11 protein-coding genes are annotated in these 12,620 nt (G+C 63.9%); 9 read left to right on the forward strand and 2 right to left on the reverse strand.

Annotated elements, in window-relative coordinates:
- Positions 1–127 precede the first annotated feature (127 nt).
- Genes mca through H351_RS11830 form a run of 3 tightly spaced genes read left to right on the forward strand, consistent with a single transcriptional unit; the run spans position 128 to position 3,364 of the window.
- Positions 128–1,006, forward strand: a complete 879-nt coding sequence (gene mca / locus H351_RS11820) for a mycothiol conjugate amidase Mca (protein ID WP_020908526.1) — start codon at positions 128–130, stop codon at positions 1,004–1,006.
- Complete coding sequence (locus H351_RS11825) at positions 1,003–1,317, forward strand: hypothetical protein (protein WP_007726381.1); 315 nt, start codon at positions 1,003–1,005, stop codon at positions 1,315–1,317. The genes mca and H351_RS11825 overlap by 4 nt, the downstream gene beginning before the upstream one ends.
- Positions 1,318–1,336: 19 nt before the next feature.
- A complete protein-coding gene (locus tag H351_RS11830; protein ID WP_029255853.1) occupies positions 1,337–3,364 on the forward strand; it encodes a thioredoxin domain-containing protein in 2,028 nt (675 codons plus the stop codon).
- Here H351_RS11830 and trhA read toward each other — a convergent pair.
- Positions 3,331–3,999, reverse strand: coding sequence for a PAQR family membrane homeostasis protein TrhA (gene trhA, locus H351_RS11835; RefSeq protein WP_020970260.1), 669 nt, complete (start codon positions 3,997–3,999; stop codon positions 3,331–3,333). The two genes, H351_RS11830 and trhA, sit on opposite strands and share 34 nt — an antisense overlap.
- Positions 4,000–4,171: 172 nt before the next feature.
- Here trhA and H351_RS11840 point away from each other — a divergent pair, with 172 nt between their 5' ends.
- Complete coding sequence (locus H351_RS11840) at positions 4,172–4,939, forward strand: isoprenyl transferase (protein ID WP_003945211.1); 768 nt, start codon at positions 4,172–4,174, stop codon at positions 4,937–4,939.
- A gap of 6 nt (positions 4,940–4,945) precedes the next feature.
- Here the strand turns inward: H351_RS11840 and coaA are convergent, their stop codons facing one another.
- Positions 4,946–5,878: a type I pantothenate kinase gene (gene coaA, locus H351_RS11845; protein ID WP_003945270.1), complete on the reverse strand. Its 933-nt coding sequence runs from the start codon at positions 5,876–5,878 to the stop codon at positions 4,946–4,948.
- Between the two features lie 172 nt (positions 5,879–6,050).
- Here coaA and H351_RS11850 point away from each other — a divergent pair, with 172 nt between their 5' ends.
- The 5 genes from H351_RS11850 (at position 6,051) to H351_RS11870 (ending at position 12,602) form a co-directional block, all read left to right on the forward strand.
- A complete protein-coding gene (locus tag H351_RS11850) occupies positions 6,051–7,247 on the forward strand; it encodes a hypothetical protein (RefSeq protein ID WP_020970259.1) in 1,197 nt (398 codons plus the stop codon).
- 76 nt (positions 7,248–7,323) lie between these two features.
- Entirely contained in the window at positions 7,324–8,631 is a 1,308-nt protein-coding gene (gene glyA, locus H351_RS11855) for a serine hydroxymethyltransferase (protein WP_003945195.1), read from the forward strand.
- Between the two features lie 151 nt (positions 8,632–8,782).
- Positions 8,783–10,216, forward strand: a complete 1,434-nt coding sequence (locus H351_RS11860; RefSeq protein WP_019744590.1) for an amidase — start codon at positions 8,783–8,785, stop codon at positions 10,214–10,216.
- A gap of 26 nt (positions 10,217–10,242) precedes the next feature.
- The gene (locus H351_RS11865; protein WP_029255852.1) at positions 10,243–10,959 is read left to right on the forward strand and encodes a helix-turn-helix transcriptional regulator; all 717 of its coding nucleotides are present in this window, start codon (positions 10,243–10,245) and stop codon (positions 10,957–10,959) included.
- Positions 10,960–11,234: 275 nt separating this feature from the next.
- The gene (locus H351_RS11870; protein WP_003945274.1) at positions 11,235–12,602 is read left to right on the forward strand and encodes a PhoH family protein; all 1,368 of its coding nucleotides are present in this window, start codon (positions 11,235–11,237) and stop codon (positions 12,600–12,602) included.
- Positions 12,603–12,620 lie beyond the last annotated feature (18 nt).

Genomic DNA, 12,620 nt, shown 5'->3' on the forward strand with positions numbered 1-12,620 from the left:
GAGTAATCCGAGCGGTGCACAGCGTGTGACTCGAAGACTGCCGGTGACGGCTACAGGTGAACTGCCGGTGACGGCTACAAGTGAACTGCCGGCAACGGCTACAGGTGAAGTTGAGGTGAACGAACACGTGAGCGGATTCCGGCTCATGGCCGTCCATGCCCATCCCGACGACGAGTCGAGCAAGGGTGCGGCCACCACCGCCCGTTATGCAGCCGAAGGCCACGAAGTGATGGTCCTGACGCTCACCGGGGGTGAGCGTGGCGACATTCTCAACCCGGCCATGGACGTTCCCGGTGTCCGCGATCGAATCAGCGAAGTTCGCCAGGAGGAGATGGCCGAGGCCGCTCGCATCTTGGGCGTGAAGCAGCGCTGGCTCGGTTTCGTCGATTCCGGGCTCCCCGAGGGTGATCCTCTTCCTCCGCTGCCCGAAGGGTGCTTCGCCCTCGTTCCGCTCGAAGAGTCGACGCGCGCTCTGGTCAAGGTGATTCGCGAGTTCCGTCCCCACGTCGTCACGACGTACGACGAGAACGGCGGATACCCGCACCCTGATCACATCCGGTGCCACGAGGTGTCGATGGCTGCCTACGAGGCCGCTGCCGATCCCGAGTACTTCCCCGAGGACGGTCAGCCGTGGGAAATCAAGAAGGTCTACTACTCGCACGGATTCATCCGTAAGCGCCTCGAACTCTTCCAGGAGGAGTACGAGCGTCGCGGTGAGCCGTTCCCGATGGCGGACTGGCTCAAGAAGTGGAAGACCGAGCGCGGCGACATGATGGTCCGGGTGACCACTCAGGTCACGTGCGGCGACTACTTTCCCCAGCGTGACGACGCTCTGCGTGCGCACGCGACGCAGATCGATCCCAACGGTTCGTTCTTCGCTGTGCCGCTCGATATTCAGCAGAAGATCTGGCCCACCGAGGAATTCGAGCTCGCCAAGACGCGGGTCACCACGTCCATTCCGGAAACCGACCTGTTCGCAGGTCTCGAAGAGGACGCTCAGAAGTGAATGCTCTGTCCGCCGAGGTAGTTCTCGGCACCACACAATTTCTTGCTCAGACCCCGAGTAACCCATCCGGCCCGGAGTTCGGAAAGTCGTCTCCGGTCGGCCTGCTGGTGATTCTTGCGCTGCTCATCGGTGTGATCCTCTTGGTTCGGTCGATGAACCGCCAGCTCAAGAAGCTGCCGGAAACGTTCGAACCGGATCATCCCGAACTCGATCAGCAGGCAGACGAAGGCACCGACCGGGGAGCGATCACAGCTCCGAGCCCGGCGGAACCGAACGTCTCTACCGAGAAGAAGCCGAAGCAAGAATCCTGAGACGAACGAGGTAGCGACGATGGACCCACGGCTGCGGAACAACCTGGGTGGGTCCTCGAGCCCCTACCTGCGTCAGCACGCCGACAATCCGGTCCACTGGCAACAGTGGGGCGAAGAGGCGATGGAGTGGGCGCGCGAGCGCAACGTGCCGATCCTCCTCTCGATCGGATACTCGGCGTGCCACTGGTGTCACGTCATGGCGCACGAGTCGTTCGAGAACGACGAGATCGCGGCTGTCATGAACGCGAACTTCGTCTGTGTGAAGGTGGACCGCGAAGAACGTCCCGACATCGACGCCGTCTACATGAATGCGACGGTCGCGATGACCGGTCAGGGCGGCTGGCCCATGACCTGTTTTCTGACTCCCGACGGTTCACCGTTCTACTGCGGCACGTACTACCCGCCGACGCCTCGCGGCGGAATGCCGTCGTTCACACAGCTTCTCGAAGCGATAGCCGACACCTTCACGAATCGGCGCGACGAGGTCGACAACGCGGCACAGTCGATCGTCACGGAACTTCAGCGCGCGTCTGGCGGAATTCCGTACGGCGGAGCGCCTATCGACGCCGAGTTGCTGAACGCGGCGGGTCGATCGATCCTCGGTGACGAGGACATCCCGCGCGGGGGATTCGGTGGGGCACCGAAGTTTCCACCGTCGGCATTACTGGAGGGGCTGCTCCGACAGTTCGAGCGAACGGGTTCGGGCGAGATCCTCGGCGGCATCGAGCGCACCGCCGAAGCAATGGCACGTGGCGGTATCTACGACCAGTTGAGCGGAGGATTCTCGCGCTACTCGGTCGATGCCGAGTGGGTGGTTCCGCACTTCGAGAAGATGCTTTACGACAACGCGTTGCTCCTGCGGTTCTACGCGCACTTGGCGCGGCGAACCGGATCGGACCTGGCCACCCGCATAGCCAGGGAGACCGCAGGATTTTTGCTCTCCGATCTGCTGACCGAGAACGGTTGCTTCGCTTCGGCTCTCGATGCCGACACCGACGGCGTCGAAGGCCTCACGTACGTATGGACGCCGACGCAGCTGGTCGAGGTACTCGGTGCGGAGGACGGGCAGTGGGCGGCGGACTTGTTCCGGGTCACCGATACCGGAACCTTCGAAGAGGGTGCGTCGGTGCTGCAATTGCTCCGTGACCCCGACGACTGGTCGCGCTGGCAGACGGTCTCCGACGCTCTACGCGCCGCCCGGGCTCAGCGTCCACAGCCTGGCCGCGACGACAAAGTGGTGACGGCCTGGAACGGGTTGACCGTCACGGCTTTGACGGAAGCGGGACTTGCCCTGGACCGACCCGACTGGATCGCGGCGGCGGCCGAGTGCGCTGGCGCTCTTCTCGACCTTCACCTGGTGGACGGTCATTTGCGTCGCGCTTCCCTCGGCGGGGCTGTCGGCACCCCGACGGCAGTGCTCGAGGATTACGCAATGTTGGCCACCGGCCTCCTGGCTCTCTACCAGGCAACGGGATTCGCGCGGTGGCTCGATGCGGCGCAGCAGTTGCTCGACGTCACGCTCGACCACTTCGCCGATCCGGCCGAGCCGGGAAGCTGGTTCGACACGGCCGATTTCGCGGAGTCCCTCGTCACACGGCCCCGAGACCCGTTGGACGGCGCGACGCCGTCCGGTGCGTCGAGCGTCGCGGAGGCTCTGTTGACCGCGGCGGCGTTGACCGATGCCGATCGATCCTCTCGTTACGCCCAGGCCGCGGCGGACGCGCTGGCGAGGGCCACGCTGCCGCTCGAGCGTGCGCCCCGGTCGGCGGGACACTGGCTCACAGTGGCGGAAGCGTCGTTGCGTGGTCCGATACAGGTTGCCGTCGTCGGGGAAGGTTCGCTGTTGGCCGATGCCCGGCGGCTTGCCCCGGGCGGTGCAGTAGTTGTCGGCGGAGCGCCGGATTCTTCACCGCTGCTTGCAGATCGCCCCCTTGTCGACGACGGTGAAGCCGCGTACATCTGTCGGGGATTCGTGTGTGATCGGCCGGTGACGACGGTGGTGGAACTGGCGAATCAGTTGAACACGACGAGCCATACCGCGATGTAGTGGCAGATCGCTGCAATGACAGTGGCAGCGTGGAAGAACTCGTGATGCCCGAACGTCGTCGGCCACGGGTTGGGCCATTTTGTCGCGTACAGAATTGCGCCGACGCTGTAGAAGATTCCGCCGACGAGCAGCAGCACCATCGGCGCCACACCGACCTGGTGTGTCAGTTCACCGACCACGGGAACGATCGCCCAGCCGAGGAGAAGGTAGAGCGGTACCCCCACCCATTTCGGCGCGGTGGGCCAGAGCATCTTGAGGGCAACGCCGGCCAGTGCACCTGCCCACACGATCGCAAGAATGATCTTGCCGGTGTGGGTGGGAAGGCCGAGCATGGCGAACGGTGTGTAGCTGCCGGCGATGAAGAGAAAGATCATCGAATGGTCAGCACGCTTCATCCACGTACGGCCCTTGACGGTCTGCCACTGGATGCGGTGATACGTCGCGCTGATGCCGAAGAGGCCGCAGATCGTGATGCTGTAGATCGCGGTTGCCCAAGCCGCCTTGGCGCCCACCTGAGCGCCGGCTACGGAGACGAGAACGATGCCCGCGACGACGGAGACACCGAGCGCCCACAGATGGATCCAACCGCGCATGCGTGGTTTGACCGGAAGCTCGTCGAGCCCGAATGCCGTCATGTGCAACCCCTCTCGTTCCGTGCTGTTGCGAATTACGTAACCTACGGTACCGTAGGTTACGCACCAGTAGCATAACCTACCTGCGGGTTTTCGACGCGTACAAAAAGCGTGACGGCGCTCGCATGTGGCTGCCACTGCCGGGCGTAGTCTTTGACACCATGGTGATGTCACGGTGAATCTGCGCGGACTGCTGTACAGCATCTACGAGCGACGGCTCCTCAGTCATCTCGACGGTCTCGCGCACCCACGGCACGTAGCCGTGATGTGTGACGGAAACCGGCGATGGGCTCGCGAGAACGGCTTCACCGATGTAAGTCACGGGCACCGCATGGGCGCGCTCAAAATTGCCGAATTGCTCGAGTGGTGCGACGCCGCCGGAATCGAGATGGCAACCATCTACCTGCTCTCGACCGAGAACCTGCGCCGCGAGCCGGAAGAGCTCGACACCCTCCTCGAAATCATCACCGACGTCGTCGAAGAGATCTCCGGGCCCGGCAAGAACTGGAGTGTGCAGATCGTCGGTGCTCTCGATCTTCTGCCTCCCGAGCAGTCCAGGCGCTTGCGGGAAGCGGCGGCGGGGACGAGCGGCCGAACCGGGACACATGTCAACGTCGCGATCGGATACGGCGGGCGTCAGGAGATCGCCGACGCCGTCCAATCGCTCCTGCGCGACAAGATCGGTGCGGGCCTGAGCGGCGACGAACTGATCCAGGCCGTCACGGTCGACGGCATCGACGGGCATCTGTACACGTCGGGACAGCCCGATCCGGATCTGGTGATCCGCACCTCCGGCGAGCAGCGGCTCTCCGGATTCCTGTTGTGGCAGAGCGCTTATTCGGAGATCTGGTTCACCGAGGCGTACTGGCCCGAGTTCCGTCGAGTCGACTTTCTTCGAGCCTTGCGTGACTACGCGGCGCGCCACCGCCGGTTCGGCGCCTGAGCCGTCTCAGAGCTTGCGCAGGCGCAGCCGGTTGATCGTGTGATCGGCGTCCTTGCGCAGTACCAGGGTTGCGCGGGGGCGGGTGGGGAGAATGTTCTCCACCAGGTTCGGGTGATTGATCGAGTTCCAGATCTCCTTCGCCGCGATGGTCGCGTCACGGTCGGAGAGGCCGGAGTAGTGGTGAAAGTGAGCGTTCGGATCGGCGAACGACGTGTTGCGTAGCGCGAGGAACCGCTGGATGTACCAGGCTTCGATGTCCTCGATACGGGCGTCGACGTAGATCGAGAAGTCGAACAGATCGGAGACCATCAGACGCGGGCCGGTCTGCAGGACGTTGAGGCCCTCGATGATGAGGATGTCAGGCTGGCGGATCAGGTGGTACTGGCCCGGGATGATGTCGTACGACGTATGCGAATAGACCGGCGCCGCTACCTCTTCCGCCCCGGACTTGACTTCGGTGACGAAGCGCAACAGCTTGCGGCGATCGTAACTTTCGGGAAAACCCTTGCGGTGCATGATGCCCCGACGCTGGAGTTCCCTGGTCGGATAGAGGAATCCGTCCGTGGTGACGAGGTCGACGCGTGGATGGTGGTCCCAGCGGGCCAGGAGAGCTTGCAGCACACGAGCAGTCGTGGATTTTCCGACCGCGACCGAACCGGCGACACCGATGACGAAGGGCACCTGACGGTCGGGATGCTTCTCACCGAGGAACGTCGCGGTGGCCGCGAACAGCCGTTGGCGTGCCGCCACCTGCAGGTGGATCAGACGTGCGAGGGGGAGATAAACCTCGGCAACTTCTTCGAGATCGATCTGCTCGCCGAGACCACGCAGGCCGTACAACTCGTCCTCGGTCAACACCAGCGGCGTCGACTTACGCAGTGTCCGCCACTGCTTGCGGTCGAACTCGACGTAGGGACTCGATTCGTTGGTGCGCGCCATCAGCCCAGCTCACCGGCATGTAGTGAACCCGGGGCCCGGCGGACGAAACAGCTATGCGAGCAAGCCAGGCGCGTGTGCGCACGATCCGAGTGCATAGTCGGATTGTGCTCGGTGCCACGTCCGGGACTTTCGCCGGGTGGCATTCCGGAGCGAGCGGCTAGGCTCGGTCGTTATGGATCCAGACACACTTGTTCGCCAATATCTGCTGCTCGGACTGGGTTTCGACCGTCTCGAAGACGGGTTCGTCGACGCGTTCACCGGTGACCCCGCGCTGCGTAAGCAGATCGAGAGCGCCCCGAAGCCCGATCCGCGTGAACTTGCCCGCACGGCACGTGAATTGCGGGGCGAGCTGGCCGGAAGTGGTCTGAATGCCGAGCGCGCTCACTTCATCGACGTTCACCTTCGCGCCCTGGAATGCTCCGGGCGCAAGTTCGCGGGTGAGGACATCGGCTTCGTGGACGAGGTGGAGGCGTACTTCGACGTACGAATCGAAAAGGGAAACGAGGACGCCTACAGCGACGCGCACCGGTTGATGGGTGAAGTTCTGCCCGGTCCGGGACCGCTGGCACAGCGAGTGCAGGCGCATCGCAAGGCCGACGAGATCCCCGCGGCGAGACTGAACGAGTGCGTCGAGGCAATGTCGAGTGCGCTGCGCGATCTGGTCCGCGGCACGTTCGGGCTTCCGGCGTCGGAAACCGTCGAATACGAAGTGGTGGGGGACAAGCCGTGGTCCGGCTTCAACTACTACCTTGGTGACTACCGCTCCAAGGTTGCGATCAATTCGGATCTGCCGCAGTTCATGGCCAACCTGCCGCGGCTGATCGCGCACGAGTCCTACCCCGGCCATCACACCGAGCATTGCCGTAAGGAAGCCGGTCTGGTCGGTTCGGGTCAGCTCGAGCAGACACTGTTCCTGGTCAACACGCCGCAGTGCATCATGGCCGAAGGCCTCGCAGATCTGGCGCTGGAAGCGATCGTCGGTCCGGAGTGGGGCTTGTGGGCGCAGGACATCTACGCCGATCTCGGCTTGTCTTTCGACGGGGAAAAGGCGCAACGGCTCTCCGCCGCGTCGGGGCAACTGCTGAGTGTTCGTCAGGATGCCGCTCTGATGTTGCACGACGAGGGGCGCAGCCTCGACGACGTGGCACTGTTCCTCGAACGGTGGTCGCTGTCGACGCCGGAACGCGCTCGCCAATCGCTCAAGTTCCTGTCTTCACCGCTGTGGCGGGCGTACACCAGCACGTATGTCGAGGGATACCGGCTGCTCGGGGGCTGGCTGGACGAGGTGCCGGTGGGCGCAGAGCGCACCGAACGCTTCCGCAGGCTGCTCGACGAGCCGCTGGTCCCCAGCTCTCTGCGTGCTGCCTAGTGCCGGGTGGAGACGGCGGGAGCGAACTTCGTAGACTGGACGCATTCGTTTCCGCATCCAGCTTGGAGATTCCTCGATGACCGCTGTGCCCGGCTCCGACGTCAACTCTGCATCACTTGCCGAACTCGACCCCGAAGTCGCCGAGGCGATGGCTGGTGAATTGGCTCGTCAGCGCGACACGCTCGAGATGATCGCGTCGGAGAACTTCGTTCCCCGCTCGGTTCTGCAGGCTCAGGGCAGCGTCCTGACCAACAAGTACGCCGAGGGCTACCCGGGACGTCGTTACTACGGCGGTTGCGAGCACGTCGACGTCATCGAGGATCTGGCGCGCAACCGTGCGAAGGAACTCTTCGGTGCAGAGTTCGCGAACGTTCAGCCGCACTCGGGCGCACAGGCCAACGCTGCTGTTCTGATGGCACTGATGAACCCGGGTGAGAAGCTGCTCGGCCTCGACCTTGCACACGGTGGTCACCTCACGCACGGCATGAAGCTGAACTTCTCCGGCAAGTTGTACGACGTCGCGTCCTACGGCGTCAGCAAGGAAGATCACCGCATCGACATGGACGAGGTGCGCTCGATCGCCCTCGCCGAGAAGCCGAAGGTCATCGTTGCCGGTTGGTCCGCGTACCCGCGTCAGCAGGACTTCGCGGCGTTCCGTGCGATCGCCGACGAGGTCGGGGCGTACCTGTGGGTGGACATGGCTCACTTCGCCGGACTGGTTGCCGCAGGCCTGCACCCGTCGCCCGTCCCGTACGCGGATGTCGTCTCCTCGACCGTCCACAAGACACTCGGTGGACCGCGTTCCGGCCTGATCCTGGCGAAGAAGGAGTGGGCCAAGAAGCTCAACTCCGCTGTCTTCCCGGGTCAGCAGGGTGGACCGCTCATGCACGCCATCGCGGCCAAGGCAGTCACCTTCAAGATCGCTGCCGGTGAAGAGTTCAAGGATCGTCAGGCACGCACCCTTTCCGGTGCGCGCATCCTTGCCGAGCGTCTGGGCAACAAGGACGTCGCAGACCAGGGCATCAGTGTCCTGACCGGCGGCACAGACGTCCACCTCGTTCTCGTGGACCTGCGTAACTCGCAGCTCGACGGCCAGCAGGGTGAGGACCTTCTGCACGAAATCGGCATCACGGTCAACCGCAACGCTGTTCCGTTCGATCCCCGCCCGCCGATGACCACCTCCGGTCTGCGTATCGGTACCGCAGCGTTGGCCACCCGCGGATTCGGCGATGCCGAGTTCACCGAGGTCGCCGACATCATCGGTACCGCTCTGGCCGGCAACGCGGATCTGCCGGCGCTGCGTGCGCGCGTCGCCAAGCTCGCCCTCGACCTTCCGCTGTACGACGGTCTCGAGAACTGGGGCCTGCTCAGCAAGAACGTCTAGGTATTCCTTCACCGACGGCCCGGTCCCTTTCGAGGGGCCGGGCCGCTGGTTTTTGCCAGTCGCGGATTGTGGCATCGGTCACATGACCGATGGTGGCCGAGTTCGGCGCTTCCTAGCCTGAGAGCATCACCCCTCCGGCGAAGGAAACCCCATGACCGAACAGAATCTGCATTGGCTCTCCGCTACCGAGATGGCGGCGTCGGTCGCGTCGAACAGTCTCTCGCCCAACGAGATTGCCGAAGCGATGATCCAGCGCGTCGACGCCGTCAATCCGTCGATCAACGCGATAGTGCAGTTCGATCGTGAGCAGGTCACGCGCGACGCGGCCGAACTCTCACGGCAACAGGAATCGGGCGAGAAACTCGGCCCGCTGCACGGTGTTCCGTTCACGATCAAAGATCTGACGGCGGTCGACGGGCTGCCGACCACGTTCGGGATGAAGCCGATGGCCGACAACATCGCGACGGGAAATGCCGTCGTCGTGGACAGGCTGCGCGGCGCCGGCGGACTGTTCCTGGGAAAGACGAACACTCCCGAAAGCGGTTACTACGGTGGCACGGACAACCACCTGTACGGGCCGACGCACAACCCGTGGAAGCTCGGCAACAGCGCGGGCGGGTCCAGTGGCGGTGCGTCGGCTGCCGTGGCTGCAGGCCTCGGGCCACTGGCCGAGGGCAGTGACGGCGCCGGATCGGTGCGTATCCCGTCGGCGCTCTGCGGGGTCGTCGGGCTCAAACCGACCACCGGCGTCATTCCGCAGACCATTCTGGCCGGGCGGTTCTACAACTGGGCGTACCACGGTCCGATCACCAGGACCGTCGCCGACAACGCGCTGATGCTCGACATCATGGCCGGGCCGGACAATGCGGATCCGCTCTCGATCGAGCGTGCGGAGACCTCGTACGTCGAAGCGGCGAAGGGCGACGTGAAGGGGCTTCGCGTCGCGTGGTCGACGAATCTCGGCCTCGGCCATGTTGATCCGGAGGTGCTGGCGGTGTGCCTCGACGCGCTGGCGGCATTCGAGGAATTGGGTGCCCAGATCACCGAGGCCACCCCGCAGTGGGGAAATCCGTCGGAGTCGATGTGGAACGGCATCTGGGTTCCCGGTTTCGCTTCCGAATACGACTTGCTCGACTGGGAGAACCAGCGCGGCGAGGTCGACGACAACCTGATCGAGATCATGCACGAGGCCGAGCGGCTCACCGGTGTCGACGTCGGGCGGGCCGACGCATTCCGCGGCGTCATGTGGGACACGTGGACCACGTTCATGAACGACTACGACGTGTTGGTCTCGCCGACCTTGGCTTCGGCCACGTTCCCGCTCAGTCAGTTCGCGCCGTCGTGGCTCGAGGGCGCGTCGTTGCGTGAGCAGTTGCTCGATTGGCTCTTCACCTACCCGTACAACATGCTCAACAACCCCGCGATCACCGTGCCGGCCGGATTCACCGCCGACGGTCGACCGGTGGGGCTGCAGATCGCCGCACGCCACCGCCAGGACGCACTGGTTCTGCGGACTGCCGCGAACTTCGAAGCGGTGCGTCCGTGGGCGGACAGGAAGCCGGCCGATTCACTGGTGGTGGCCTAGCTCACACGATTGGCTAGATTGGTGTGATGACGTCTGTACTGCCTGATCGCGGCGCTGGACCTGACATGTTCGCGCCGCGATCGCCGGCGGCCGGGGCATACGGCATTCTCGGCCTGTGCGCCGAAGAACTCCGCACACGTGGACTCGCGTACTCGGCTGCGGCGGTCACGTACCGGGACCCGTCGAGCGGACGGCATCGGGCTCTGGCGAGTTCCGGATACGACGCCAGGGTGCTCGAGTTCCTGCTCGACGACTTCGTCGCCGATCGCAATCTCTTCGGCATCATTCGCGAGGCTTCGGGCGTGCCAGTGTTCTGGCAGGACGTGCCACGATTCGAGCAGGTCGAGATGGTTACCGATGTTCTGCGGCCGTCCGGGTACGCCGAGGGCGCGTCGGTCGCATTGGGGTTCTCCGGCCGTGAGGTGACCGGATTGCTGCACATGAGCTTCGCGGATTCCGGCGTCGTCGATCGCGTGCGCGAGGTGGTGGCGGCGTCCAGCGCGGCCTGCTCGCGCGTCGTGGGGGACCAGGTGGCGCTCGATCGTGTCCATCTGAGCCCACGGGAGATCCAGGTACTGCAATTGGTGGCCAGGGGCGCGGGCAATGTCGAGATCGCCGAGGAGTTGTTCGTCAGCCGTCGCACCGTCGCCACCCACCTCGAGAACATCTTCGTCAAGACCGGAACCAATTCGCGGGTTCAGGCAGCGGTGCGCGCCGCGAAGTGGGGTCTGATCGAGTCCTGAGTGACGCTGAATCACACGAGTGGCATTTTGTTACCTGGCGTTCACCAGATGTGCGGCTCGTTCCGTGGCGCGAGTGTCCGATCCGCAGTACCGTCGGCAGTAACGAGTAACCAGAAGTTACTTGTGCGGGAGGTTCTGATCGTGACTGAAACACTCAGTACGAGAGGGCCGGCGCCCGGCCCTTGTTTCAGCTGACACAGCGTCACCTGACACCAGAGCCGTCCGGCCCAGCGAGCTGAGTTTGCGCGGGTGCCGCGCAGACCTAGGAGCCCAACGTGACTGCATCACGCTCCGTCTCTGCCCACTCGGCCCGGGCTGATCTATCAGCCGGGAATCATTCGGGAGATGCACTTCGCACGTACGTCTTGGATACCTCGGTACTACTGTCCGATCCATGGGCTGTCACTCGATTCGCCGAACACCACGTGGTACTGCCACTGGTCGTGATCAGCGAACTCGAAGGCAAGCGACACCACCACGAACTGGGATGGTTCGCCCGAGAATCGCTCCGCATGCTCGACGATCTCCGGATCGAATACAGCCGCCTCGACCGTCCGGTACCGATCGGCACCGAGAACGGGACACTGCAGGTCGAACTCAATCACACCGACCCTGCGGTCCTACCCGTCGGATTCCGCACGGACAGTAACGATTCGAGGATTCTGGCGTGCGCGCTGAACCTCGCGGCGGAGGGCAAGGACGTAGTCCTCGTCAGTAAGGACATACCGCTTCGTGTGAAGGCAGGCGCGGTGGGACTACCTGCCGACGAGTACCACGCTCACGACGTCGTGCCATCCGGATGGACGGGCATGACCGAGCTGGACGTCGCCTCGACGGACATCGACGAGCTGTTCAACGAGGGTTTCCTGGACCTTGACGAAGCACGAGATCTGCCGTGTCACACGGGTCTTCGTCTGCTCGGTGGCTCGTCGAGCGCCCTCGGTCGGGTGACTCCCGACAAGCGCATTCAGTTGGTGCGCGGTGAGCGTGAGGCGTTCGGGCTGCACGGCCGCTCCGCCGAGCAGCGCATTGCGCTCGATCTCCTCATGGATGAGAGCATCGGCATCATCTCTCTCGGCGGCAAGGCAGGCACCGGTAAGTCGGCCTTGGCTCTGACAGCAGGTTTGGAAGCCGTTCTCGAGCGCCGCACCCAGCGCAAGGTCGTCGTCTTCCGTCCGCTGTATGCCGTTGGCGGACAAGAACTCGGCTACCTTCCCGGTAGTGAGAGCGAGAAGATGGGCCCGTGGGCTCAGGCCGTTTTCGACACTCTCGACGGGTTGGCTTCGCCAGAGGTTCTCGAAGAGGTTCTCGCCCGCGGAATGCTGGAAGTGCTGCCGCTGACGCACATTCGCGGTCGGTCGCTGCACGATTCGTTCGTGATCGTCGACGAAGCGCAGTCACTCGAACGAAATGTTCTGCTGACAGTGCTTTCTCGTCTGGGAACCGGCTCGCGGGTGGTTCTCACGCACGACGTCGCGCAGCGTGACAACCTGCGAGTGGGTAGGCACGACGGAGTTGCGGCCGTCATCGAGAAGCTCAAGGGGCACCCGCTTTTTGCGCACATCACACTCACGCGCAGTGAGCGGTCGCCGATCGCCGAGTTGGTGACCGACATGCTCGAGGAGTTCGGCCCTACTTCCTGAGAAGCGATCTCCCCGTGC

The organism is Rhodococcus erythropolis R138, from assembly GCF_000696675.2.
GTDB classification, from domain to species: Bacteria; Actinomycetota; Actinomycetes; order Mycobacteriales; family Mycobacteriaceae; genus Rhodococcus_F; species Rhodococcus_F erythropolis.